Genomic DNA, 25,247 nt, shown 5'->3' with positions numbered 1-25,247 from the left:
TCCCCGGTCCGTGGTGGTCACCTCGCCGCCCGCCCTTTCGGATCCAGGGAGTCGCCGAGTGCGTCACCGAGCATGATGAAACCGAGCACCGTCAGCGCCAGCGCGGTGGCCGGATAGAACAGGATCAGCGAACCGCCGCGCAACTGCTGCTGACCGGTGGCGATATCGGCGCCCCAGGACACCTCGGTGGGCGGCAGGCCGACACCCAGGAACGACAGTGTGGCCTCGGTGACGATGAAAACCCCGAGCCAGATCGCTGTCACCACGATCACCGGGCCCAGCGAGTTCGGCAGCACATGCCGGGCCAGGATGCTGAGCCGGGAGACGCCGAGCGCCCGGGCCGCGAGCACGTATTCGCTGTTCTTCGCGGCGATCACCGCGCCACGGGCGATCCGGGCCGCCTGCGGCCAGGTGAAACCGGCGAGGGTGACGATCACCAGCCCGACCGTGCGCGTGGTCGACAGCTGCATGAGCACGATGGCGGCGAGCATCAGCGGTACGGCATAGACGATTTCGGAGATCCTCGATATCACCGAATCGAGCAACCCACCGTAGTAACCGGCCAGCGCGCCGAGCGTCGCGCCGATCAGCACGAACAGCAGGGCCGCACCGACGCCGACGAGGACCGAGGCCCGCGCCCCGTAGACGGTGCGGGCATAGATATCGCAACCCTGCAGGTCGAACCCGAACCAGTGCGCCGAACTGGGCGGCAGCAGACTGTTGTCGACCACGCAGTAGCGCGGGTCCTGATCGGTGAACAGCCCCGGGAAGGCCGCGACCACCAGGACCAGGGCGATGATCGCCATCGCGATCAGGAAGAGTGGGTTGCGCCGCAGGCCGCGCCAGGCCTGCCCCCAGAACCCCAGCGGTGCGCCCGCCACGTGCACTCGATCGGTGGTTTCGACGGTCACCGCGTCCGGGGCGGCGACCCAGCGTTGCCGGTCGGGCCTGATGGGGCGGGCCGGCTTCTCATCGGACATGACCGCACTCCTGTTCAGGCATAGCGAATCCGCGGATCGAGCACGGCGTACAACAGGTCCACCAGCAGGTTGGCGAGCAGGAACACCACGATCAGGACCGTGACGAACGAGACCACCGTCGGGGCCTCTCCCCGGACGACCGCCTGATAGAGCGTGCCGCCGACACCCGGGATGTTGAAGATGCCCTCGGTCACGATCGCACCGCCCATCAGCGCGCCCAGATCGGCGCCCAGGAAGGTGACCACCGGAATGAGCGAATTGCGCAGGATGTGCACCCGGACCACCCGGCGTCGCGGCAGCCCCTTGGCGGTGGCGGTACGCACATAGTCGGCGTCCCGGTTCTCGGCCACGGCGTTGCGGGTCAGCCGCAGTACATAGGCGAAGGACAGCGAGCCGAGCACCAGGGCGGGCACGATCAAGCGACCCCAGCTCGCATCGGCGCCGACGGTGACCGGCGCGATCCCCCATTCGACGCCCAGCAGGTACTGCGCGAGGAAACCGAGGACGAACACCGGCACCGCGATCACCACCAGGCTCAGCACGAGCATGGTGGTGTCGAACAGCTTGCCCTTGCGCAATCCGGCCAGCGTGCCGAACAGGAGCCCGAACACAGCCTCGAATACCAGCGCCAGTACCGCAAGCCGGAGGGTGATCGGAAAGGCACGGGCCAGTTCATCTTTCACCGACCGTCCGGAGAATGTGGTGCCGAGATCGAAGGTGAAGATGCCCTTCAGGTAGTAGAGGTACTGCACCAGGAAGGAGCGGTCGAGGTGGTAGCGCGCCTTCAGCTGCGCCTCCAGCGCGGGCGTGAGGGTGCGGTCACCGGCCAGAGCCGCGACCGAGCCGCCGGAGATCTTGTAGATCAGGAAGTAGATGAGCAGGGTCGCGCCGAAGAACACCGGGATCATCTGCAGCAGACGCCGCACTACATACCACGCCATGGGCACTCCTGCGGTCGGGGCGAGGATTCGCGGGCGGCGGTCATATCAGCTCGATGTTCTCGAAATCGGCCAGGCCGTTCCAGCCGAAGACAACACCGCGCACCCGCTCGGAGTACCCGGCCGAGTTGACGTAGTCGAAGATCGGGATTGTCGGCATATCGCGCAGCAGCAGCGCCTGCGCGCGGCCCACCAGCGCCCATGATTCGGCCTCGGTCGACGCCGCCTCGGCCGCCGCGACGAGCGCGTCGAATTCCGGGTTGTGGTAGTCGAAATCATTGGTCTCGGAGTTGCTCAGGAAACCCGGCTCCAGGAACTGGAGCATGGTCGGATAGTCGCCCTGCCAGCCCGACCGGAACGCTTTGCCGACGCTCCGGCCGGTGATCTGATCGCGCAGTTGTTTGAACGTCGGCAGGGCCGCGCCCACGGCCTCGATACCGAGGGTGTTCTTGATGCTGTTGGCTACCGCGTCCACCCATGCCTGATGGTCGCCGTCGGCGTTGTAGGCGATCTCGAAACGCCCGGACCACGGCGAGATCTCGTCGGCCTTCGCCCACAGCCGGCGCGCCTCGTCGGGGTTGTAGTCCAGCACTTGCGCGCCCGGCAGATCGCCGTCGTAGCCCGGGAGCACCCGCGAGGTGTAGTCGCGGGCGGCGGCCCGGGTGCCCCGGAAGATCTTATCGCCGATGGCCTGCCGCTGGATGGCCATCGAGATCGCGTGTCGGCGCAGCCGGCCTTCCTCGCCGCCGAAATGCGGCAGGCCGGGCTGGGTACCGATCCACTGGTTCTGCGCGGTCGGCGCCGAGACCGCCCGCTCCCCCAGATCGTCGTCCACCACGGTCAGCGCGCTGGCGGGGACCGTATCCAGTACATCGAGATTGCCGGCCAGCAGATCGGCGTAGGCGGCATCGAAGTCCGAATAGAACACGAAGGTCAGGCCTTTGTTACGGGCCGGACGCCCACCCCGGTAGCTGTCGTTGGGCACCAGGTCCAGTTTCACATCGTGCCGCCAGGCGTCGGCGGTCGCGAAGCGGTACGGGCCGTTACCGATCGGTCGCTGCCCGAACGCCTCCATATCCGCGTACGCCGACGCGGGCAGCGGATAGAACGGGGCATAGGCCAGCCGTGTCCGGAAGTCGATGGTGGGTTCTTTCAGCGCGACGGTGAAGGTGAGATCGTCGAGCACCCGCAGCCCCGACATGGTCTGTGCCCGAGGCGGGTCGGCCTGCACGTCCTCGAACCCGGTGATCGGCGCATAGGTATAGCTCTGCAGCTGCGCGTTGGTGACCAGGGCGCCGTAGTTCCAGGCGTCGACGAACGAATGCGCGGTCACCGGGGAACCGTCGGAGAACGTCCAGCCGCGTTTCAGCCGGACCCGGTAGAACTGCTGATCGGTGGTCTCGATGGATTCGGCGACCTCGTCGTGGAGACTGCCGTCCGCCGCGATGCGGCGCAATCCGGCGAACAACCGGTCCACGATGCGCCCGCCGCCGTTCTCGTTGGTATTCGACGGGACCAGCGGGTTCTGCGGTTCGGAACCGTTGACCGCGATCGATTCGCCGAGGGCCGGCGTCACCGTGCAGGACGGCAGTACCGTCGCGCCGACCAGGACCAGTACCAGTGCGGCCGTCCGCAGCACCCACGACGATCCCCTCACACACCCTCCCGGCTCGTCACGACCACGGCCTCGGCACCCCGCAGAGTTGTGAGCAGACTATAGGGCCCGTTGCGCGATCCTGCCGGGTTCGTGGACTCTCGGAGCGACTGCCGGGCCGCCGCGACCGTGCCGCGGGTTGGCCGTTCGTCGGCCGCCGCCTGCCGCTCACCGGGTACCGGCGACCATTCGTCCCGGGATCACCTCGGCGGGCCGGAGCGAGAGTCTAGGGTCACAGATGGCCCCTTATGGTGCAGGTAACGCGAAGGAAGTGACTCAGATGACCGAAACCGCCGATCACCCGGACGCCTACCCGCCGAGTGCGGAGTTCGCTGCCGCGGCGAATGTCGATGCCGGTATCTACGAGCGTGCCGCGCAGGACCGCGAGGCGTTCTGGACCGAGCAGGCCGATCACCTGCACTGGCACGAGCGGTGGAGCCGGGTACTCGACTGGACCGACGCACCGGTCGCGAAATGGTTCGTCGGCGGCCGGCTCAATGTCGCCTACAACTGCGTGGACCGCCATGTGCTGGAGGGGCGCGGTGACAAGGTCGCGCTGCACTGGGAGGGCGAACCGGGCGATTCCCGCACCATCACCTATTCCGATCTGCTCGCCGAGGTGAGCCGGGCCGCCAATTACCTGACCGAACTCGGGCTGACCGCGGGCGACCGGGTGGCGATCTATATGCCGATGATCCCCGAGACCATTGTGGCAATGCTGGCCTGCGCCCGTCTCGGGCTGCCGCATTCACTGGTCTTCGCCGGTTTCTCGCCGACCGCGCTGCGCCAGCGGATCGACGACGCCGAAGCACGGCTGGTCATCACCGTCGACGGTCAGTGGCGACGCGGTAATCCCGCGCCGCTGAAAGAAGCCGTCGACGAGGCGCTGTACGCCAAGGGCGATGTGCCCTCCAGCGTCGAGCACGTCCTGGTGGTCCGCCGGGTCGGCACCGAGGTCGAGTGGACCGAGGGCCGCGACCTCTGGTGGCACGAGACAGTCGCGCAGGCCGATCCGGTCCACGAGGCGCAGGCCTTCGACGCCGAACATCCCCTGTTCATCCTGTACACCTCGGGGACCACGGGAAAGCCCAAGGGCATCCTGCACACCAGCGGCGGCTACCTCACCCAGACCAGCTACACCCACCGGGTGGTCTTCGACCACAAACCCGAAACCGATGTGTACTGGTGCACCGCCGATGTGGGCTGGGTGACCGGGCACAGCTATATCGTCTACGGCCCGCTGGCCAACGGCGCCACCCAGGTGCTCTACGAGGGCACGCCGAATTTCCCCGACGAGCACCGGCACTGGCAGATCATCGAGAAATACGGCGTCACGATCTACTACACGGCGCCGACGCTGGTGCGCACCTTCATGAAATGGGGCCGCCAGATCCCCGACGCGCACGATCTGTCCAGCATCCGCGTACTCGGGTCGGTCGGCGAACCCATCAACCCGGAGGCATGGCGCTGGTACCGGGACGTGATCGGCTCCGGCACCGCCCCGATCGTGGACACCTGGTGGCAGACCGAGACCGGCGCCATCATGATCTCGCCGCTGCCCGGTATCACCGCGACCAAACCGGGTGCCGCCATGACGCCCGTGCCCGGTATCTCGGCCGCGGTGGTCGACGAAGAGGGCAAGGCCGTGCGGCGCGGCGAGACCGAGGCCAACGGCTATCTGGTCCTGGACCAGCCGTGGCCGTCGATGCTGCGGGGTATCTGGGGCGATATGGAGCGGTACCGGGCCACCTACTGGGACCGTTTCGGCGAGCAGGGCTGGTACTTCGCTGGAGACGGCGCCAAACTCGATGTCAACGGCGACCTCTGGGTGCTGGGCCGGGTCGACGACGTGATGAATGTTTCCGGTCACCGTATCTCCACCGCCGAAGTGGAATCGGCGCTGGTCGGGCATTCCGGTGTGGCGGAAGCGGCGGTGGTCGGCGCCACCGACGAGACGACCGGTCAGGGCATCGTGGCCTTCGTGATCCTCACCGCCGAGGCCACCGACACCGGGGCCACGATGGTCGATGAACTCAAGGCCGAGGTGGCCCGCGAAATCAGTCCGATCGCCCGCCCGCGGGAGATCCACGTGGTGCCCGAACTGCCGAAGACCCGTAGCGGCAAGATCATGCGCCGGTTGCTGCGCGATGTGGCCGAGGGCCGGGAACTCGGCGATACCTCGACCCTGGTCGATCCGCAGGTCTTCGAATCCATCCGGGCCGGTCGGGCCGACTGACCGGAACCGGGCGCCCGCCCACGCGAACCCACGGCCTTCGCCGGCCGGCTTGCGTGGGTGGGGCCCGACTCGCGGCGCGGGAGCGCCGCCAATAGAATTGCCGAAGGTGTGCCGGGAAGTCTGGTCGGCGAGATGGGCGCGCGTCAATGGAAGGAAAATTTCACGGCGGGCGCGGTAACGTCCATGCGACCGAAAGGTTTCCCCGTGGTCACCAACCCCCGGCTGGAACTCGCCCGATATCTGCGGACCGAAACCGTCGGTGGCGCACTGCTGCTCATCGCGGCCGCGGTCGCGTTGCTCTGGGTGAACTCGCCGTGGGGCCAGAGCTACCTCACACTCACCGAAACCCATCTGGCCGTTCCGCTGTTGCATCTGGATCTCACCCTGGCCGATTGGGTGAAGGACGGACTGCTCGCGGTCTTCTTCTTCGTGGCCGGTCTCGAACTCAAACGCGAACTCGTCGTGGGCGAACTCGCCGACCCCAAACGTGCGGCGCTCCCCATCATCGCGGCCGCCGGCGGGGTGGTGACACCGGCGATCATCGCCTACACGGTGGGTTTCGGGGTCGACGGAATGGACCGCGGCTGGGCGATTCCGGTCGCCACGGATATCGCCTTCGCCCTCGCGGTGCTGGCCATGACCGGTTCCCGGATCCCGGCCAGCGCACGAGTTTTTCTACTGAGTCTGGCCGTGGTCGACGATCTGATGGCGATCGTGCTCATCGCGGTACTGTTCACCACCGGCTTGGCCTTCACCTGGCTGGCCGCCGCACTGGCCTGTTGCGCGGGCTGGTGGTTCGCGCAGCACAAACGGTGGACCTCCCCGCTGATCTACCTCCCGCTGGCCCTGATCTGCTGGTATGCGCTGCACGAAGCGCATATCCATCCGACGCTGGCGGGGGTGGCCTGTGGTCTGCTCACCCGGGTCCGCCCGGACGAGGGCGAAGCCGAAGCCCCCGCCACCCGCTGGGAACACCGTTTCCAACCCATTTCGGCCGGGCTGTGCGTGCCGCTGTTCGCGCTCTTCGCGGCCGGAGTACCGATCAACGCGGAAGTTTTCGGCGATCTGTTCACCGACCGGCTGTCGCTGGCGATCATCCTCGGTCTGCTCATCGGCAAGACCACCGGCATCTTCGGGATCAGCTGGTTGGCCGTCCGCACCGGAATCGCCGAACGCCCGGCGCATCTGGGTTATCGGGACATGTTCGCCCTGTCGGTGCTGGGCGCGATCGGGTTCACCGTTAGCCTGCTGGTGGCGGAACTGGCACTGGAGAACTATCCCGATTCCGCCGAACTCGCCAAGGCCGCGGTTTTGGTGACGTCCATGGCCGCATCGTTGGCCGGTTCGGCGCTACTGTTGCGGCGTGGGCGTGTCCACCGAGCACGGCGCGACGCGGATGCGCTAGAACCAGAACAGTAAGACCGAGCAGGATCGGGACAGGGAGAGGGTCGACCACGTGAGTGTCACACAGGGCGGTAACGGAGACGGTGTACGAGGCGGCACGGTCACCTCGATTCCGCTGTCCGAGATCGACCCGCACGCATCGGCCAGTTTCGGCAGTCTGGTCCGCGACGCCTCCGAGCAGGTCTCGACCCTGGTCCGCGCCGAGGTGGCCCTGGCCAAGGCCGAGGTCACCGGTGAGATCAAGAAGGGCGTGCAGGGCAGCGTCTACTTCATCGGCGCGCTGACCGTACTGCTGTTCAGCAGTTTCTTCTTCTTCTTCGCCGTGGCCGAGACCCTGGATATCTGGCTCACCCGGTGGGCCGCGTTCTGGATCGTCTTCGCGCTCATGATCCTGGTGACCTCGCTGCTGGCGTTCCTCGGCTACCGCAAGGTGAAGAAGCTGCGCGCACCGGAGAAGACGATCGATTCGCTCAAGCAGACCCGTACGGTCCTGCCCTCCGGGTTCGGCAGCCACGACGAGCCCGGCGCGCTGGAGAAGACCGCGCAGCGGTAGGCAGGACCGCCACACGGTGATGTCCCGGCGTTCACTACGCTCGGACGACGTGGCGTCGAACTTTCCACCGGACCCGTCCAGCGTGCGCTTCGGCGGCCCCTGGACGCACCGCGATGTGCACGCCAATGGGATACGGCTGCATATCGCGAGTGCCGGGCCGGAGCATCCGGATGCGCCGCTGGTCGTCCTGCTGCACGGGTTCGCGGACTTCTGGTGGTCGTGGCGCCACCAGCTCACCGCGCTGGCCGAACTCGGCAACCATGTGGTCGCGGTCGATCTGCGCGGCTACGGCGACAGCGACAAACCGCCGCGCGGCTACGACGGCTGGACGCTGGCCGGGGATATCGCCGGGCTGATCCGCGCACTCGGGCACACCGGCGCGACCCTGGTCGGACATGCCGACGGTGGCCTGGTCTGCTGGGCGACCGCGGTCCTGCACCCGCGGCTGGTCCGGTCGATCGCGGTGGTGTCCTCGCCGCATCCGGCGGCCCTGAAGAGTTCGGTGCTGCGGGACAGCAGCCAGCGGCGAGCGTGGTTGCCGGACTTCCTGCGCGACCAGCTCCCCCGCTACCCCGAGCACCGGCTCACCCGCGACGACGGTGCCGGAGCCGTGCGGATCCTGGCCGACCGCGGCGCGCGGTCCTGGGCCCGGACCGCGGAATTCGCCGACAGCGCGAACCGGATGCGTTCGGCCATCCGGATTCCCGGAGTCGCCCACTGCGGGCTGGAATACCGGCGCTGGGCCTTCCGCAGCCAGTGGCGGGCCGACGGTCGCCGGTTCATGGCGGTGATGCGCCGGCCGATCGATATCCCGGTGGTTTCCATGCGCGGCGAGTCCGACCGCTACATCCTGCCCGCCACCGTGCATCGCGGCCCGGCACTGTCGCCGCACCGCCGGGTGGTCACCATTCGGGACGCCGCGCATTTCGCGCATCTGGAGAACCCGGACGCGGTCACCGCGGAGATCGCGAAACTGCTCGCCGGGCCGGACCGGCGAAAACCGGGCCGCCCTGCCTGAAACGCGCGGCCCGGCAGTGCATACCCACGACCGGACGCATGGCAGAACGTGAGCGCGGCAGGCGCCCGTCGGGGACCCGCATATGGCGGGAGCGTGGTCGGAGGTACTCCGGATGAGCGCCAGTCGGGCAGGACCGTCGCAATCCGGCGCAGCCGGGCGACCGGAACTCGGGCTGCGGCAGGGCACCCGGCCGGGCCGCCGCCGGCCATCAGCTCAGTACGCAGGGACCGGTATCCACCGGCGAACCGGCCGAGGGCGCCATATCGATACGCTCCCGGACCTCGTCGAGGGTGAGCACGTACCCGGTGTCGTCGTCGGTGACGGCGGCACCGAACACCACACCCAGCACCTTGCCCTCGGTATCGACCAGTGGTCCACCCGAATTCCCGGCCCGCACCGACCCGCGCACGGTGTACACCTCACGCTCCACCGTGCCGTCCCGGTAGATGGTGGGACCGGTCAGGTCCAGCGTCTCGCGCACCCGGGCCGCGCTCGCCGTGTACCGGCCACCTCCGGGGTAGCCGAGCACGATCGCGCTCTCACCCGATACGGCCGGCTCCGGCGCCTGCGGAATGACCGGCGCCACCAACCCGGGCACCGACAGCACCGCGATATCCATGGACGGATCGAACTCGACCACCGTGGCATCCAGCGGCCCGGCCGCGGAATCCACCGTCACGCTGGTGGTTCCGGCCACCACGTGCGCGTTGGTCAGCACCCGCTCCGGCGCCACCACGAAACCGGAACCTTCCAGCGCCCGCTGGCAGCTCGGTGCCACACCGCGGATACGCAGCACGCTCTGCTGCAGGGAGCCGGCGACCGGACTGGCCAGCACGCTGGGATCCGGCGGTTCCACCGCGGCGATGGGCGCACGCCCGAACGGGCCGATCACATCCGGCAGGCCCGAGGTGTTGAGCAGTTTGGAGAACTCGTTGGGCAATTGGCGCAACCAGTCCGGGGCGACCCGGTTGACGTCGGCGAGTACGCGGGAACTGTTGATGGCCGAGGCGATGGCGGGCTGCGACGAGGTCGCCAGTGGAAGCGCCAGCAGCCAGGCCGTCACCAGCACGGCGCCGGTCTGCAGCACCGCGCCCACCACACTGTCGACACCGCGCGCGAACGGATGGGTCATCCCGCTGCGCGCCGCCCGGCCCAGCACCATGCCCGCTACTTCACCGACGATCACCAGCAGCACGATGAGCAGGACCCCGGCCAGTACCCGGCTGCGGCCCTCATCGATGTGCACGAGAATGTGCGGGGCGATCAGGATTCCGGCAACCGCGCCGAGCACCACCCCGAGAAAAGCCAGTGCGGACGCCACCGCGCCCTGCCGCCACCCGGAGGAGGCGGCCAGGAGCGCCAATATGACAACCGCTATATCGAGCCACGCCGAGGAGCTCACAACACCATCCCCACCGCGGCCAAGGCCTCTTCCAGATCACGCACGTCGGTTCGGTCCCATTCCGATTCCCAGCCCAGTGAAGTCATGAGTCCGGCCAGTATGCCGCCGGTGAGCCCCCAGACCAACATTCCGTCCACCTGGAAGGCCGGACTCCGGTACCCGAGCGCGCTGCGCACCAGGAACCGGTTGGCCGGATCGAGGAGTTCCGCCATCGGAACCCGCACCACGCGATCGGTTTCGGCCCGGTCCACCACCCGCACCTCACTCGGCGTCCGCCAATAGGAGACGACCGGGGTCACATCGAAGCGCGACGGCGGGACGAACAGTTTCGGGAGTGTGGTGACCGGCTGCACGCCGGCGGGGTCCAGGCCGGTTTCCTCCCATGCCTCCCGTAACGCGGTGTCGACCGGACCGTCGTCGCCGGGGTCCACGGCGCCGCCGGGAAACGCCACCTGCCCGCGGTGCTGCCGCATGGTGGACGCGCGCTGGGTGAGCAGGATCTCGGCGTCGGCGGGCAGGCCGCCGGGCGCGGCCGGGTCGCCGGCCGGATCACCCGCGAAGAGCACCAGCACCGCGGCCTCGCGGACCTTGCCCGCCACCACGCGCCGCAGGCTCCGCGTCCGGCCCAGGGTGTCGGAGAAATCGGGCCGGCCCGGCCCCGCCGCCCCACTCAGCCAGGGCGGTACTCGATCTTCGCTCACAGGGCCTCCCTCGAGGGGGTTACATACGATCCGCGGAGGCTGAAGCGAAGGCGGAGGTAACGCATCACGCGGTGACTCCTAGTGCGGCGGCCACACTGGCGGCGATATCGTCCGCATCGCGGAACGGACGGGCGACATAGTCCGCGATCGAACCGTCCGGGCGGACCAGAACGGTGATCGGCAGGGCTGTCGGCGCCTGCGCGGCGGCGCGGACCCGGGCATCGGGATCCTGCAGGCCCGGCAGGTGCAGTTCGGCGCGCCCCTGCGCCCGCAGATCGTCATTGAGCGCGGCGAGCAGCGCCAGCGCTTTGGCCTCGTCCGGGTCACTGTGCACCGTGATGACCTGCACCGCGGAGCCCGCGCGGTCGGCGTATTCCTGGAAGAGCGGTAGTTCGGTGCGGCACGGCTGGCACCAGTACGCCCAAAGGTTGAGCACCACGGGCCGGCCGGTGAAGCGGCCCGGGTACGCCGGTGCGGCGTCGGCCAGACAGCTCAGCACCAGATCCGTCAGCGGACCAGGTGGCTCCGCCGGTGCCGAGGCGGTGGGGCATTGGGCGGCCCCCGACGCCGCTCGCAACGCGGGATCGATCGTCCGGGTGTGCTGCGGGGCGGGTCCGGCGTTTTCCGAACCACCGCGCGGCCAGAAAGCGATCGCGGCCGCCAATGCCACGATTACCGCCGTCAATGCCCATTTCCAGAAAACCGGTACGCGACTCAACGGCCCACCAGTTCGAGCAGATGCGGCGCCTCGGGTCCCTTCACGAGTTTGGCCGCCGCTTCCGGATCGGTCGGTCCGGCCCCGAACGAGGGGCAGTCCTTGGCCAGCAGACAGACCCCGCACGCCGGCTTCCGGGCATGACAGACCCGGCGCCCGTGGAAGATCACCCGGTGCGACAGCATCGTCCAGTCCTTGCGCTCGATCAGCGCACCGATCGCGTGTTCGACTTTTACCGGGTCCTCCTCGGTGGTCCACCCCCATCGACGCACCAACCGGCCGAAGTGGGTATCGACGGTGATACCCGGAATTCCGAATGCGTTACCGAGAATCACATTGGCGGTTTTTCGGCCGATGCCCGGTAAACGGACCAGTTCCGCCATCGTGTGAGGTAATTCACCGTCGTAGTGTTCGAGTAGTGCCTGTCCGAGGCCGATGAGTGAATTCGCCTTGTTGCGATAGAAACCGGTGGGACGGATGAGTTCTTCCAGCTCCGCACGGTTGGCCTCGGCATAGGCCCGGGCGTCGGGATAGGCGGCGAACAGAGCCGGAGTGGTCATATTCACTCGCACATCCGTGCATTGCGCGGACAGGATCGTGGCCACCGCGAGTTCCAGCGGAGTACCGAAATCCAACTCGCAATGAGCGTCGGGAAATGCGCGCGCCAGAAGCCGGTTCATCCGGCGGGCGCGACGCACCAGACCCAAACGCGTTTCCGCCGGTCGAGTACTGGATTTACGGGTGCGCGCCCCGCCGGCGGCCGGGCGCACGACAGCCGCCTCGACAGTGCCGGAAATGTCGCTTCCGACGGTTTCTGAGGGGGAGGTACGCACCCGTCCACCATACGGAACCGTCCGACAACGTTGTCTTCTCAGTTCTACTCCCGTATTCCATCTGAGACCTCGACAGTGTTAACTACCCGGCATGCAAGGACTCGCTGTGGTGCTCTTCCCAGTGGTGTTGATGCTGTTCGCACTCGGCATGGAACGGGTGGAGAACCGTCTGCGCAAACTTCTCGAGCCCGACGAGGAAGTCCAGGCCTACCTGGACAAGGCCAGCAACGCCGAGGTCAACGAGCTGACAAAGCTCGGACTACCGGCGGCGGTCGCGCGTATGCGCCGCCGCCGTAATCGCAGCGAGGAGGCGCGCGAGACCGTCGACATCGCCCGTGCGAGCTGATCGACAACGCCCGTGCGGGCCGATCGTGCGGGCGGCCGGACCGCCCCGACTCGCCCACGGTTAACCTTCCTTACGTGGTGTCTGTCACTGCGCGTCGATAAGGCCGCGTAGACTGCACTGTCGGCCGAACCGCATCGGTCCGCCCGACGACTACAGCCATTTCCCTAAGGAGCACATTCGTGGACGAGGCCCTCGCCAGAGCAGGCATCTTCCAAGGCGTTGAGCCCACCGCGGTGGCTGCGCTCGCCAAACAGCTGCAGCCCGTGGATTTCCCTCGCGGCCACGTCATCTTCAACGAGGGCGAACCGGGTGATCGGCTGTACATCATCACGTCCGGCAAGGTGAAGCTGGGCCGCCGCTCCCCGGACGGCCGGGAGAATCTGCTGACCATCATGGGTCCGTCGGATATGTTCGGTGAGCTGTCCATCTTCGATCCCGGCCCACGTACCTCCACCGCCACCACGGTGACCGAGGTCCGCGCCGTGACCATGGACCGGGAGGCGCTCAAGGCGTGGATCGATCAGCGCCCCGAGATCGCCGAACAGCTGCTGCGGGTGCTCGCCCGCCGGTTGCGCCGGACCAACAACAACCTCGCGGACCTGATCTTCACCGACGTGCCCGGCCGGGTCGCCAAGGCGCTGCTGCAGCTCGCGCAGCGGTTCGGCACCCAGGAGGCCGGCGCGCTGCGGGTGACCCACGACCTGACCCAGGAGGAGATCGCCCAGCTCGTCGGCGCCTCCCGCGAGACGGTCAACAAGGCGCTCGCCGATTTCGCGCACCGCGGCTGGCTGCGCCTCGAGGGCAAGAGTGTGCTGATCTCCGATTCGGAGCGGTTGGCCCGCCGGGCTCGCTGACACCTCCGCACGAACGGCTCGGAAGTCCGCCCGATTGCGGAGGGCGGATCACCCGCCGGCGCGCTCGGTATCTGCGGCGCTGCTGCGTAGAACGGGCGGCGCTCCGAGGGTTATCTGCCTCTCGGAGCGCCGCCCGTCGCCGAATTCGCTCGACTCAGTTCTGCGTGTCCCGCTCCGACCGCAGATACGTGAGCTGCGATTCCACCGAGCTGCGCGCGGCCGGCCACAGGCTCTCGTCGACGTCGGAGTACACCGTGCGCACCACATCCATGGCGTCCGCGTCGGCCCCGAGTTCTGCCAGGGCCGTACGGACCTGCGCGAGCCGCTCGTGCCGATGCGCGATGTAATACCGCGCTACCGGTTCCACATCCGGATGATCCGGACCGTGCGCGGGCAGCAGGGCCCGTCCGACCCCGGCTTCGAGCAACCGGTCCATCGACCCCAGGTAGTCCCGCAGCGTGCCGTCGCGGTCGAGCACCGTGGTGCCGCGGCCGAGAATGGTGTCCCCGCTCAGGACCGCGTCCTCCAGCAGGAAGCTCACCGAATCGGCGGTGTGCCCGGGAGTGTGCAGCACTGTGATCCGCACCCCTGCGGCCTCGACCACTTCACCGTCGGTGAGCGCCGCCACATCGCCACGCAGGAACTCCGGATCCATGGCCCGCACCGGTGTCCCGGTCAGCCGCACCAACTCGTCGATTCCGCCGGTGTGGTCGGGGTGCCGATGGGTGATCAGCGTGAGCGCCACCGCACCACCGGTCACCTCGGCGATCGCCGCGATATGCGCCGGATCGTCGGGGCCCGGGTCCACCACCACACAGTCCGCGCGATCGGGTGATCGCAGGATCCAGGTGTTCGTGCCGTCCAGAGTCATCGGTCCCGGATTGTTCGCGAGCAGTACCGACGCCGACGGCGTCACCACGCGCAGTTGCCCATAGGCCGGATGGGTGAGTGTCACCACAACACCTCCAATTCGAAAGTCGCCCGTTCGAATCTATGGGCAACGCGGCGGGTCTGCCCAACCGGGAGCGTCCGCCCTGCTCAGCGCACCTCAGCGATGAGTTCGACCTCCACCGGGGTGTTCTTCGGCAGTTCGAAGACGCCGACCGCCGAGCGCGCGTGCGCGCCCGCGGGCCCGAACACCTCACCGAGGAACTCCGAGGCGCCGTTGATCACCAACGGCTGATCGGTGAATCCCGGTGCCGAGGCGACGAACCCGACCACCTTCACGATCCGCACGACCTCGTCGAGACCGACCAGGTCGTGGACGGCGGCCAGCGCGTTCACCGCGCACCAGCGGGCGGCGGTCACCGCCTCGTCGAGCGAGACCTCGGCCCCGACCTTCCCGACCGCCGACAGTTCACCCGCCACGAACGGCAGCTGTCCGGAGGTGTAGACGTGGTTGCCGGTGCGGAGCGCGGGCACGTACGCGGCCACCGGAGCCACCACGGGCGGCACCGTCAAGCCCAGCCGGTCGAGATTGGCCCGCCATTCGGTCACGGGCCGGTTCGTTTCGGATTCCGCCACGGCGCTTACTGCTTCGGGCGCTTGAGGTAGGCGACATGCTGCTCACCGGTCGGCCCGGGCAGCACGGTCACCAGCTCCCACCCGTCGGCGCCCCACTGATCCAGGATCTGTTTGGTCGCATGCGTCAGCAGCGGTACGGTCGCGTATTCCCACTGGGTCACATCGCTCATGCGCACGGAGCCTACTGGGTGCCGTCCGCGAGGCCCACGGCGCGACCGCGGGTGCGGTGATAGAGGGCCGGCCCCGGTGTCTGGTACACCACATCCGCACTTACCGCAGTATGCGGGCATACGTCCAGTCCGAGTTATAGGCTCGCGACCGTGGCAGAACCAACGACGATGTCGGAATCGGCCGAACCGGGCCTGAAGACGGGGTGGCCCGACAGCGCGACGAACGCCCGCCTGCACTACGTATCCGGTAAGGGTGGCACCGGTAAATCCACGGTGTCCGCGTCTCTGGCCCTGGCGTTGGCCGCCGGGGGGCGGCGGGTGCTGCTGGTCGAGGTGGAGAACCGTCAGTCGATCGCCCAGTTGTTCGATCTGCCGCCGCTGCCCCCGACCGAAACGAAGATCGCCACCGCCGACGGCGGCGGCGAAGTGGTGGCCCTGGCACTCGATATCGAGCACTCGTTCCTGGAATACCTCGATATGTTCTACAACCTCGGCTTCGCCGGCCGGGCGATGCGCCGGATGGGCGCCATAGATTTCGTCACCACCATCGCGCCGGGCCTGCGCGATGTCATCCTGACCGGCAAGATCAAGGAATGCGTGGTCCGGTCCGACAGGACCGGGCGGCCCGTCTACGACGAGGTGGTCGTCGACGCACCGCCGACCGGCCGGATCGCCGGTTTCCTCGACGTCACCCAGGCCATGGCCGAACTCGCCAAGGGCGGCCCGATCGCCGCCCAGGCCGACGGAGTGTCCAAACTGCTGCATTCGGACCAGACGGTGATCCATCTGGTGACACTGCTCGAAGCGCTGCCCGTCCAGGAGACGCTGGACGCCATCGCCGAACTGCGCGGAAAAGATCTGCGTATCGGCGGCGTGATCGTCAATCGCGCCGCACACAGCCCGCTCAGCGCACAGACGCGGGCGGCCGCGGCCGCGGGTGAACTCGATACCGACGCCATCCGCGCCGGCCTGGAATCCGCCGGGATCACGCTGTCCGCCGCCGACTTCGCGGGGCTGCTCACCGAGACAGTGGAACATTCGGCCACCCTCGGCGCCCAGGACACCAGTGCGGCCGAACTCCTCGATCTGGAGGTCGCCCGGCTGCTGCTGCCCGCCCTCCCCAACGGTATGGACCTGGGCGGCCTCTACGAACTGGCCGCCCATCTGAGCGAGCAGGGAGTCCGATGAGCACTCGACCGGCCGGTCCGGCCCCCCTCGACATCTCGACCATCCTCGCCGACCCGGCGGCTCGCGTCGTGGTGTGCTGCGGTTCCGGCGGCGTCGGTAAGACCACCACGGCGGCGGCGATCGCATTGCGGGCGGCCGAGCAGGGACGCAAGGTCGTCGTCCTCACCATCGACCCGGCTCGCCGACTGGCCCAGTCGCTGGGCGTCGGGGACCTGGACAACAGTCCGCAGCGGGTCGAGCTGGGGCCGGAGGCCAAGGGCGAGTTGCACGCCATGATGCTGAACATGCGGCGCACCTTCGACGAGATGGTGCTGGAGCACACCACCGCCGAGAAGGCCGAGCAGATCTTCGCCAACCCCTTCTATCAAGCGGTGGCCTCCTCGTTTGGCGGCACCCAGGAATACATGGCGATGGAGAAGCTCGGCCAGCTCGCGGGGCGCCGCGAATGGGATCTGGTCGTCGTGGACACCCCGCCCTCGCGCAACGCCCTGGACTTCCTCGACGCCCCCAAACGGCTCGGCACCTTCTTGGAGGGCCGGATGATCCGGGTCATCATGGCTCCCGGCCGGGGCGTCGGGCGGTTCGTCACGGGCGCCATGGCCTTGGCCGTACGCGGGGTGTCGACCATCGTGGGCGGCCAGATGCTCAAGGACGCCTCGAATTTTCTGCAATCGCTGGAATCGCTGTTCGGCGGCTTCCAGGAGCGAGCCAACCGCACATTCGCCATGCTGGCCAAGCCCGGTACCCATTTCCTGGTGGTCGCCGCGCCGGAACCCGACGCACTGCGCGAAGCGTCGTTCTTCGTGGACCGGCTGTCCACCGAGCAGATGCCGCTGGCCGGGCTGGTACTCAATCGGACCCATCCGGTGCTGTGCTCGCTGCCCTCGGATCACGCCCTCACGGCCGCCGACCGCCTCGATGATTCGGATCCGCTATCGGCAGGGGTGCTGCGCGTCCACGCGCAGCGGGTCGCGACCGCACGGCGTGAACAGCATCTGCTGCACCGGTTCACGGGCGCGCATCCCCGGGTCCCGATCGTCTCGGTGACCGCGCTGCCGTTCGATGTGACCGATCTGGCCGCGCTGCGGGCGGTCGGGGCGCAATTGGCCGGAACGCAGACCGCCGGGGACCGCTGAGCAGCCCGGGCTCGGCTCCGCTCGCCCCGACCGGGCAAACCGCCGGGCACTCGAAATCTCGAGTGCCCGGCGGTCGGTAGTCCAATAGGGATTTGATTTACATAGCCACCTGATGCTGGCGCTGCGCGTGGAAGAAGTCCGACCACGAGGTCACCTCGGGATGCTGCTTGAGCAGCGCTCGCCGCTGTCGCTCGGTCATACCACCCCACACCCCGAACTCGACCCTGTTGTCCAGAGCGTCCGCTCCGCACTCCATCAGGACCGGGCAGTGCCGGCAGATCGTCGCCGCCTTGCGCTGGGCCGCGCCGCGGACGAATAGTTGATCGGGATCCACTTCCTTGCATCGGGCCTGGGCCACCCAGGCGATCCTTGCTTCGGCCTGCTCTACGTCCAATCGAGCGACGGGGGTTGTCATGTGCATTTGGTGTGCCCCTTTGCCAGTCCGAACACCGGGTCACGGCGCTCCGGAATCGCGTCCACTACGCAGCAACCCGAGCCCCGCCGCGAAGTGCACCACATTCCACATTGAGTGTTAGCTCTATCACACTGAGCTCTCAATCTAGGTAAAGGTATGCCGATTGCGCAAGACCGAGTGATGACTTTTTGGTACGTCCGTGCCTGCGACCCGGCGGCCGTCACTCGCCCTCCAGACCGTAAACGCACGTCAAACCCCATGCGCGATACTCCCCGCTCAACACACTGATCAGCGAGAACAACACCCGGAGTCCACACTTCACGAACCCAGAACAGTGACCCTCTACGCTGGTGCTGTGCCGATCACACGTGCGCTCCTCAAGCTGGCGGGCAGTTGTGTACTCGCCTCCGTGCTCGTAGCCGGATTGTTGTTCCCGGTCGCCGGAGGTTTCGGATTCGTCTCGAATCGCGCCGCCGACGCCGTCGACAACGTGTCCGCGGAACTGGTCGAGGGAACCGTCCCCGCCGTGTCCACCATGGTGGACACGGCCGGCAATCCCATCGCCTGGCTCTACGAGCAGCGCCGGTTCGAAGTGCCCAGCGACCAGATTTCCAACGATATGAAGCTGGCCATCGTCTCCATCGAGGACAAGCGCTTCGCCGACCACCACGGCGTCGACTGGCAGGGCACCATCCGCGCCTTCCTCACCAACACCAGCAGCGGCGAGGTCCAGCAGGGCGCCTCGACCATCGACCAGCAGTATGTGAAGAACTTCAACCTGCTCGTCGTCGCCAAGACCGACGCCGAACGCCGGGCCGCCATCGAGACCACACCCGCGCGCAAGATCCGCGAGATCCGCATGGCGCTGACCCTGGACAAGGAGCTCACCAAGGACGAAGTCCTCACCCGCTACCTGAACCTGGTCCCGTTCGGTAATTCCTCCTACGGCATCCAGGACGCCGCCCAGACCTACTTCGGTATCGACGCCAAGGATCTGAACATCGCCCAGTCGGCGATGCTGGCCGGCATGGTGCAGTCCAGCTCCAAGCTGAACCCCTACACCAATCCCGAAGGGGTCACCGCGCGCCGCAACACGGTGCTGGACACCCTGATGCAGAACATCCCGAGCCGGGCCGCGGAGTTCCACGCCGCGAAGTCGCAGCCGCTGGGTGTGCTGCCCGAACCGAAGGGTCTGCCGCGGGGTTGTATCGCGGCCGGCGACCGAGGGTTCTTCTGCGACTACGCCCTGCAGTACCTGGCCGAGGCCGGGCTCAGCAAGGAACAGATCGAAAAGGGCGGCTACCTGATCCGCACCACCCTGGACCCCGCCGTCCAGGATTCGGTGAAGCGCTCGGTCAATGCGAACGCCGACCCCCATCTGGAGAACATCGCCTCGCTCATGTCGCTGATCGGGCCGGGTAAGGACAAACACCCGCTGCTGGCGATGGCGAGCAGCCGCACCTACGGCCTGAACCGGGACGCGCACGAAACCCTGCTCGGCCAGCCGTACTCGATGGTCGGCGACGGCGCGGGTTCGGTGTTCAAACTCTTCACCACCGCCGCGGCGATGGAGAAGGGTATGGGCACCAACGCCCAGCTCGATGTGCCGTCCCGATTCGATGCCCGCGGTATGGGCAACGGCGGCGCTCCCGGATGTCCACCCGAGACGTACTGCGTCGAGAACGCGGGCAACTACCGGTCGCCCATGTCGGTGACCGAAGCACTGGCCACCTCCCCGAACACGGCTTTCGTGAAACTCATCCAGGCCGTCGGCGTCACCCCGACCGTCGATATGGCCGTCCGGCTCGGCCTGCGCTCCTACACCGAGCCCGGTACCTCCGGCCACGACGACAATCAGAGCCTGGCCGATATGATCAAGGGCCAGAATCTCGGCTCGTTCACCCTGGGCCCGCTGGCGGTGAACCCGCTGGAACTGTCCAATGTCGCCGCCACCCTGGCCTCCGGCGGAACCTGGTGCCCGCCCTCGCCGATCGCGGAAGTGATCGACCGCTACGGCAAACCCGTTCCGCTCACCGAGCAGGCGTGTGAACAGGTGGTCGAGCCGGGTCTGGCGAACACCCTCGCCAACGCCATGGGCAAGGACTCCGCCGGCGGCGGCACCGCGTCGGCGGCCGCCGGGAACACCGGCTGGAATCTGCCCGTTTCGGCCAAGACCGGTACCACCGAAAGCCACCGGTCCTCTGCCTTCTTGGGCTTCACGAACTCGCTCGCGGGCTCGGTGTACGTCTACGGCGACAGCCCGACCCCCGGCGAGATCTGCTCCTTCCCGCTGCGCAATTGCCCGGCCAGCGACGCCAACGGCCTGTTCGGTGGCAACGAACCCGCCCGCACCTGGTTCGGCGCCGTCAAGCCGGTGGTGGGCAATTTCCCACCACCGGCCCTACCGCCGGTCGACGAGAAATACGTGCGTGGCGCGGAGAACGCGCAGGTACCCGATGTGGTTGGAATGACTGCCGGCGAGGCGACCGGAGCGCTCACCGGCGCCGGCTTCAAGGTCACCTCGGTGACTTCACCAGGTTCGGCGCCCAAGGGCACGGTCACCGGGTCGACACCGAACGGGTCGGCCATTCCCGGATCGCAGGTGACGATCTACCTCAGCGACGGCACCGTCCGCGAACCACCGCCGCCGGGCCGGCCGGCCGCGACCACCCCGAACGCCCCCGGATTGCCGCTGCCGCCGTTCCTGCCGCCCATCCCCATTCCAGTGCCCATCCCCCGCTGACACCGGCGGTGCGGGCGCGGCCTACAGCCGCGCCTTCACCGCCGCCGAGATCCGGGAGCCGTCGGCCTTGCCGGCGGCCAGCCCGTTGGCCACCTTCATGACCTGGCCCATCTGCCGCATCCCGGGGCGTTCGCCGATTTCCTCGGCGACCTGGGCGATCGCGGTATCGGCCAGATCGGCGACCTCGGCGTCGGTCAGCTGGGTGGGCAGGTACTCGTCGATGATCCGGGCCTCGGCGTGTTCGTTGGCCGCCAGTTCCCCGCGGCCCGCCTGGGTGTAGATCTCGGCGGATTCGTTGCGTTTCTTCGACTCCTTGGTGAGCACCGCCACCACCTCGGCGTCGGACAGTTCGCGGGCTTCCTTCCCGGCGACCTCGGCCGTCTGCACAGCGGCCAACAGCATCCGCAGGGTGTTCAGTCGCAGCGAATCCTTCGCCTTCATCGCGGCGGTCATATCGGCGCGCAGCCTCGATTTCAGTTCCGACATGGGCAGAACGGTAGCCGCTGCACCCCGCCACGCCCACCCGATTACCCGCTGAACCGGGCGTGTTCGCTTCGGCTGTGATCGGATATTTCCCGAGGCCACAGGCCTGTCCCCGGTTGCCGCGGCAGGTAACCCGCCCGCCACACCACCGAAACTGTGGCTCAACACGCTGCGCGCCCGGCGACCTGGTCACCTATGCTGGGCAAATGCCCGTGATCTCGACGTCGGTCCTTCGCCGAACCGCATTCGGCGCCGCCGGAGCCGCGGCGGCCGGAGTCGGCTATGCCTCATTGATCGAACGCAATGCCTTTGTTCTGCGCGAAGCCACGATGCCGGTGCTGCGACCGGGCTCGGCTCCGCTGCGGGTATTGCACATCAGCGATCTGCACATGACGCCCGGGCAGAAGCTCAAACAGCAGTGGTTGCGCGAACTCGACCGGCTCGAACCCGACCTGGTGATCAACACCGGCGACAACCTGTCGCATCAGAAGGCCGTGCCCGCGGTGGTCCAGTCGCTGGGTGGTCTGCTGTCACGGCCGGGCCTGTTCGTGTTCGGCAGCAACGATTACTTCGCGCCGGTCCCCAAGAACCCGCTGAAGTATTTCGACAAGAACCACAAACGTGTGCACGGTGCTCCGCTGCCCTGGAAGGATCTGCGCGCGGCATTCACCGAGCGCGGCTGGCTGGACCTGACGCACACGCGCCGCGATATCGAGGTGGGCGGTATCCGCATCGCCAGCGCGGGCGTCGACGACCCGCACCTACAGCGCGACCGCTACGACACCATCGCCGGTGCCCCGAATCCGCTCGCCGATCTCCGCATCGGCCTGACGCATTCCCCGGAGCCCCGGGTCCTGGACCGCTTCGCCGACGACGGCTACGACCTGATCCTGGCCGGGCACACCCATGGCGGCCAGCTCTGCCTGCCCGGCTACGGGGCCCTCGTCACCAATTGCGATATCGACCGGTCGCGGGTCAAGGGCCCGTCCAAATGGGGTGCGCATACCCGCCTGCACGTCTCCGCCGGAATCGGTACCTCCCCCTGGGCGCCGTACCGCTTCTGCTGCCGGCCCGAGGCCACGTTGCTCACCCTCGTCGCCGCTCCGCCCAAGCAGCCCGCCGCCGATTCCGGCCACGGAGTGTCGACCTCGCAGGCCGTCGCCCGGTAGCCCGGGCCACTACCGGAAATAGGCCCTGAACAGTCGGTTTCTTTTCCGGACCGGACCTGATGTAAGCTATCGCAGGTCCACTTCACGGGGTGTGGCGCAGCTTGGTAGCGCGCTTCGTTCGGGACGAAGAGGTCGTGGGTTCAAATCCCGCCACCCCGACTCGTGTTGGTCGAGACACGACTAGGCCCCTGACCATCGGTCAGGGGCCTTTTTCGTATTCCGGACCGGGCTACACGCTGCCGGGTTGGTACGAACCGAACCGCCGGAATCGAATATCCGTCGTCAGAACTCGAGGACGATACATCCGCGCACCCACGGCCGCGGCGCGTACCCGGATTCGCAGCTGCCCGGGGCCGACGGCCGGTTCGGGGGGGGTCGAACGCGCGTAAGACCTCGGGCCCCCGGGCTCGTCGAAACCGATGACCCGCATAGTTTGCCCACCTTTCGGTTCGATAGCTATCGAACCAAACCAACGCGGGAATGCGCGGCCCCATTCCGCACCGGATGCTCGCAGCGTATGAATGCTGCGGAATTCCGCCCGCGGGCCTCATCCGGCCGAGGTCATCGACGCCCGTGCGCGGCGTGACCGCCGGAAAAGACCGGAAGCCCGGCGGTCCCAAGCCCTACTACGAACGTTCGTCCGAGGTCAGGGCACTGATCGCCTCTCCTAACCGGGCCCCGCTCGGCATTTCCGCACCCGGACTGCTCATCCACTGCATCACCAAGCCGTTGAGGATGACGAAGTACAGCTCGGCGACGGCACGCGCCCGGGAACCGTCGAGGCCGGGGTAGGACTCGGCGACCAGATTCGCGATCTCGGAGACCGCGACCTCGTACATCTCCCCCATCCGCGGCTGTTCGCTGGGGGTCCGGTAGATGCGGACCACATTCTCCATACTCGCCACCAGCACGTCCCGATTGCGGTCGAACAGCTCGGCGATACCGTCCCAGACCTCCGGGAACGCCGCGCCCGCGGATCGGCCGGCGGTCGCTCTGATCCGCCGTTCGAGGTCGTCACCGATCACCCGACCCGTCTCGTCGGTGAACGCCTCGGTGAGCAGACGGTCCTTCGAGCCGAAGTGGTAGCCGATGGCGGCCAGGCTGACTCCCGCGGTGCTGGCGATATCGCGGGCCGTGGTGGCGGCGAACCCGCGTTCGTAGATGCAGGTACGCGCGGCCGCGAGGAGATCCTCCTTGTTTCCCATGCCTCCACTCTAACCGCGTATTAGACATTTGTTCTAGACGTTTGTGCTACAGCTGTGTTAGACATATGTCTAAGACATACGAGTAACTCTCTGAGCGAGGACACGATGACCACACAGACCACCCCGCGCGTACTCATCTCCGGTGGCGGTATCGCCGGTAACGCGGTCGCCCTGCAACTGCTGCGCGCCGGAATCCGGCCCACGGTGATCGAACGCGCGGCCGCGCCGCGGCCGGGCGGCCAGGCCGTCGACCTGCGCGGACCCAGCCGGACCGTGGCAGAGCGGATGGGCCTCGTGCCGGGCATCCGCAGGCACCAGCTCGACGAACGAGGCATGGTGTACGTGGACGCCGCGGGTCGCGAAGCAGCCCGGATGCCGGCCGAACTCTTCGAAGGCAACGGAGCGGTGGCCGAAATCGAGATCACCCGCGGCGATCTCAACCAGGTGCTGCTGGATGCCATCGCCGAGGAGAACGCGCGCCCCGAGACATGCGGTATCGACTACCGGTACGGCGAGTCGATACACGCACTGCGCGAGCACGCGCACGGCGTCTCGGTGGAATTCGGTTCCGGAGCCACGGAGGAATTCGACCTGGTGGTCGGCGCCGACGGCCTGCACTCCACCACGCGGCGGCTGGCCTTCGGGCCCGAAGAGCAGTTCAGCACCTATCTCGGCGGATACACCTCGTACTTCACCATGCCGACCCCGGCGGGGATCCGCCCGCACTGGATGACCGTGCAACTGCTGCCCGGCGGCACCTTCCTCGGGTTCCGGCCGGACGCCGACCCGGCGACCACCAAGGCGATGATCACCATCCGGCGCCCCGCCGACCCGGCACTGCGGCGCGATACCGCGGCCCAGAAGCGGTTGCTGCGCGAAGGGCTCGCCGCCGGCGGCCCGCTGATCGCCGACGTCGACGCCGCGATGGACCGGGCCGAGGACTTCTACTTCGACGAACTCGCGCGGATCACCATGACGCGCTGGACGACAGACCGGATCGCATTGGTCGGGGATGCCGGATACTGCGGGTCACCACTGAGCGGGCAGGGCACGGCCATGGCGCTGGTCGGCGCCTACATACTGGTCGGCGAGATCGTGCGCACCCCGGACCGGCCCGCCGCCGCACTGGCCCGGTACGGCGAGGTCCTGCGCCCATTCGTGGAATCCGCGCAGCAGCTCCCGCCAGGTGGGGTGAAGGCCATGACCCCGCGCACCCGGGCTGGTATCCGGGCCTCACTGGCCCTGGTGCGGTTCACCACCTCCCGGGTCATGCAGCCACTGATGACCCGCATGCTGTCCGGCACCGACGACTACACGCTGCCCGACTACTCCACCGATCTCCCCACCGCGGAACAGGGAACACTGCCGCTGTAACCGGTGGAGAGCAGGATCGTCGCCGGCGCCCGGGCCCGCGCGGCTACACCGTTAGCCGCGGTACGAAGAACCCGGAGCGGCCGGCCGGAAGACCCACCTACTGTGGTCTCCACTTTCGACACCTCGACCACCATCGCCGATTCCCTCGAACGGTTACCTTCCGCTGGCAGCGGACCGGATCGACCACACTCGTCGCCTGTCCGATT

The 25,247-nt window shown here is 67.8% G+C and carries 24 protein-coding genes and 1 tRNA gene; 12 read left to right on the top strand and 13 right to left on the bottom strand.

The window, feature by feature from the left end:
- Nucleotides 1-17: 17 nt before the first annotated feature.
- Genes NGR01S_RS06450 through NGR01S_RS06440 form a run of 3 tightly spaced genes read right to left on the bottom strand, consistent with a single transcriptional unit; the run spans nucleotide 18 to nucleotide 3,575 of the window.
- The gene (locus NGR01S_RS06450) at nucleotides 18-980 is read right to left on the bottom strand and encodes an ABC transporter permease (protein WP_063035265.1); all 963 of its coding nucleotides are present in this window, start codon (nucleotides 978-980) and stop codon (nucleotides 18-20) included.
- Nucleotides 981-994: 14 nt separating this feature from the next.
- Entirely contained in the window at nucleotides 995-1,921 is a 927-nt protein-coding gene (locus NGR01S_RS06445; RefSeq protein WP_063035264.1) for an ABC transporter permease, read from the bottom strand.
- A 40-nt stretch (nucleotides 1,922-1,961) separates the two neighbouring features.
- Nucleotides 1,962-3,575 carry a peptide ABC transporter substrate-binding protein gene (locus tag NGR01S_RS06440; RefSeq protein ID WP_063035263.1) on the bottom strand — a complete coding sequence of 538 codons (1,614 nt, stop codon included), beginning with the start codon at nucleotides 3,573-3,575 and terminating at the stop codon, nucleotides 1,962-1,964.
- Nucleotides 3,576-3,852: 277 nt separating this feature from the next.
- On the opposite strand from NGR01S_RS06440, the gene acs reads away from it, so the two are divergent.
- The 4 genes from acs to NGR01S_RS06420 all read left to right on the top strand — a co-directional run bounded on the left by acs (nucleotide 3,853) and on the right by NGR01S_RS06420 (nucleotide 8,783).
- Nucleotides 3,853-5,808 carry an acetate--CoA ligase gene (acs, locus tag NGR01S_RS06435; RefSeq protein ID WP_063035262.1) on the top strand — a complete coding sequence of 652 codons (1,956 nt, stop codon included), beginning with the start codon at nucleotides 3,853-3,855 and terminating at the stop codon, nucleotides 5,806-5,808.
- A gap of 183 nt (nucleotides 5,809-5,991) precedes the next feature.
- A complete protein-coding gene (gene nhaA / locus NGR01S_RS06430; RefSeq protein ID WP_063035328.1) occupies nucleotides 5,992-7,227 on the top strand; it encodes a Na+/H+ antiporter NhaA in 1,236 nt (411 codons plus the stop codon).
- A 37-nt stretch (nucleotides 7,228-7,264) separates the two neighbouring features.
- On the top strand, nucleotides 7,265-7,765 hold the full coding sequence (locus NGR01S_RS06425) for a phage holin family protein (RefSeq protein ID WP_063035261.1): 501 nt from the start codon (nucleotides 7,265-7,267) through the stop codon (nucleotides 7,763-7,765).
- Nucleotides 7,766-7,814: 49 nt separating this feature from the next.
- Nucleotides 7,815-8,783: an alpha/beta fold hydrolase gene (locus NGR01S_RS06420; protein ID WP_245664461.1), complete on the top strand. Its 969-nt coding sequence runs from the start codon at nucleotides 7,815-7,817 to the stop codon at nucleotides 8,781-8,783.
- 208 nt (nucleotides 8,784-8,991) lie between these two features.
- Here NGR01S_RS06420 and NGR01S_RS06415 read toward each other — a convergent pair whose 3' ends face one another.
- From NGR01S_RS06415 to nth, 4 genes are all read right to left on the bottom strand, one after another.
- A complete protein-coding gene (locus NGR01S_RS06415) occupies nucleotides 8,992-10,185 on the bottom strand; it encodes a MarP family serine protease (RefSeq protein WP_063035259.1) in 1,194 nt (397 codons plus the stop codon).
- Nucleotides 10,182-10,886, bottom strand: coding sequence for an NUDIX hydrolase (locus NGR01S_RS06410; RefSeq protein WP_063035258.1), 705 nt, complete (start codon nucleotides 10,884-10,886; stop codon nucleotides 10,182-10,184). The genes NGR01S_RS06415 and NGR01S_RS06410 overlap by 4 nt, the downstream gene beginning before the upstream one ends.
- 64 nt (nucleotides 10,887-10,950) lie before the next feature.
- Nucleotides 10,951-11,604: a TlpA family protein disulfide reductase gene (locus NGR01S_RS06405; RefSeq protein WP_084480434.1), complete on the bottom strand. Its 654-nt coding sequence runs from the start codon at nucleotides 11,602-11,604 to the stop codon at nucleotides 10,951-10,953.
- Nucleotides 11,601-12,371: an endonuclease III gene (gene nth / locus NGR01S_RS06400; protein ID WP_063035256.1), complete on the bottom strand. Its 771-nt coding sequence runs from the start codon at nucleotides 12,369-12,371 to the stop codon at nucleotides 11,601-11,603. Before nth ends, NGR01S_RS06405 begins: the two co-directional genes overlap by 4 nt.
- A gap of 169 nt (nucleotides 12,372-12,540) precedes the next feature.
- On the opposite strand from nth, the gene NGR01S_RS06395 reads away from it, so the two are divergent.
- Nucleotides 12,541-12,780, top strand: coding sequence for a hypothetical protein (locus tag NGR01S_RS06395; RefSeq protein ID WP_081877169.1), 240 nt, complete (start codon nucleotides 12,541-12,543; stop codon nucleotides 12,778-12,780).
- A gap of 179 nt (nucleotides 12,781-12,959) precedes the next feature.
- Nucleotides 12,960-13,634 carry a Crp/Fnr family transcriptional regulator gene (locus NGR01S_RS06390; protein WP_063035255.1) on the top strand — a complete coding sequence of 225 codons (675 nt, stop codon included), beginning with the start codon at nucleotides 12,960-12,962 and terminating at the stop codon, nucleotides 13,632-13,634.
- Nucleotides 13,635-13,788: 154 nt separating this feature from the next.
- On the opposite strand, the gene NGR01S_RS06385 is transcribed toward NGR01S_RS06390, so the two are convergent.
- The 3 genes from NGR01S_RS06385 to sp36 all read right to left on the bottom strand — a co-directional run bounded on the left by NGR01S_RS06385 (nucleotide 13,789) and on the right by sp36 (nucleotide 15,328).
- A complete protein-coding gene (locus NGR01S_RS06385; protein ID WP_373861398.1) occupies nucleotides 13,789-14,604 on the bottom strand; it encodes an MBL fold metallo-hydrolase in 816 nt (271 codons plus the stop codon).
- Between the two features lie 68 nt (nucleotides 14,605-14,672).
- Nucleotides 14,673-15,131, bottom strand: coding sequence for a RidA family protein (locus NGR01S_RS06380; RefSeq protein WP_157107150.1), 459 nt, complete (start codon nucleotides 15,129-15,131; stop codon nucleotides 14,673-14,675).
- 32 nt (nucleotides 15,132-15,163) lie between these two features.
- Entirely contained in the window at nucleotides 15,164-15,328 is a 165-nt protein-coding gene (sp36, locus tag NGR01S_RS30815; protein WP_085995322.1) for a Sp36 family protein, read from the bottom strand.
- A 168-nt stretch (nucleotides 15,329-15,496) separates the two neighbouring features.
- Between sp36 and bagA the strand changes: the two genes are divergently transcribed.
- A complete protein-coding gene (bagA, locus tag NGR01S_RS06375; RefSeq protein WP_063035253.1) occupies nucleotides 15,497-16,516 on the top strand; it encodes an ATPase BagA in 1,020 nt (339 codons plus the stop codon).
- Nucleotides 16,513-17,652, top strand: a complete 1,140-nt coding sequence (gene bagB / locus NGR01S_RS06370) for an ATPase BagB (RefSeq protein WP_063035252.1) — start codon at nucleotides 16,513-16,515, stop codon at nucleotides 17,650-17,652. The genes bagA and bagB overlap by 4 nt, the downstream gene beginning before the upstream one ends.
- A gap of 97 nt (nucleotides 17,653-17,749) precedes the next feature.
- Here the strand turns inward: bagB and NGR01S_RS06365 are convergent, their stop codons facing one another.
- Nucleotides 17,750-18,073, bottom strand: coding sequence for a WhiB family transcriptional regulator (locus NGR01S_RS06365; RefSeq protein ID WP_030524217.1), 324 nt, complete (start codon nucleotides 18,071-18,073; stop codon nucleotides 17,750-17,752).
- Nucleotides 18,074-18,422: 349 nt separating this feature from the next.
- Between NGR01S_RS06365 and NGR01S_RS06360 the strand changes: the two genes are divergently transcribed.
- Complete coding sequence (locus NGR01S_RS06360) at nucleotides 18,423-20,810, top strand: penicillin-binding protein (protein ID WP_063035251.1); 2,388 nt, start codon at nucleotides 18,423-18,425, stop codon at nucleotides 20,808-20,810.
- Nucleotides 20,811-20,831: 21 nt separating this feature from the next.
- On the opposite strand, the gene NGR01S_RS06355 is transcribed toward NGR01S_RS06360, so the two are convergent.
- A complete protein-coding gene (locus NGR01S_RS06355; protein WP_063035250.1) occupies nucleotides 20,832-21,296 on the bottom strand; it encodes a GatB/YqeY domain-containing protein in 465 nt (154 codons plus the stop codon).
- Nucleotides 21,297-21,499: 203 nt separating this feature from the next.
- Here NGR01S_RS06355 and NGR01S_RS06350 point away from each other — a divergent pair, with 203 nt between their 5' ends.
- Nucleotides 21,500-22,462 (top strand): metallophosphoesterase, encoded by a 963-nt coding sequence (locus NGR01S_RS06350; RefSeq protein WP_063035249.1) that lies wholly within the window; start codon nucleotides 21,500-21,502, stop codon nucleotides 22,460-22,462.
- A gap of 85 nt (nucleotides 22,463-22,547) precedes the next feature.
- Nucleotides 22,548-22,621 (top strand) — tRNA-Pro (locus NGR01S_RS06345).
- Between the two features lie 467 nt (nucleotides 22,622-23,088).
- On the opposite strand, the gene NGR01S_RS32790 is transcribed toward NGR01S_RS06345, so the two are convergent.
- Nucleotides 23,089-23,667, bottom strand: coding sequence for a TetR/AcrR family transcriptional regulator (locus NGR01S_RS32790; protein WP_063035247.1), 579 nt, complete (start codon nucleotides 23,665-23,667; stop codon nucleotides 23,089-23,091).
- Nucleotides 23,668-23,772: 105 nt separating this feature from the next.
- On the opposite strand from NGR01S_RS32790, the gene NGR01S_RS06330 reads away from it, so the two are divergent.
- Nucleotides 23,773-25,041, top strand: a complete 1,269-nt coding sequence (locus tag NGR01S_RS06330; RefSeq protein WP_063035246.1) for an FAD-dependent monooxygenase — start codon at nucleotides 23,773-23,775, stop codon at nucleotides 25,039-25,041.
- Nucleotides 25,042-25,247: the final 206 nt, after the last annotated feature.

The sequence above is a fragment of the Nocardia grenadensis NBRC 108939 genome (assembly GCF_001613445.1).
GTDB lineage: Bacteria > Actinomycetota > Actinomycetes > Mycobacteriales > Mycobacteriaceae > Nocardia > Nocardia grenadensis.
Note: the sequence above shows the minus strand (reverse complement) of the source record. Positions and strands in the feature narration are given on the sequence as shown.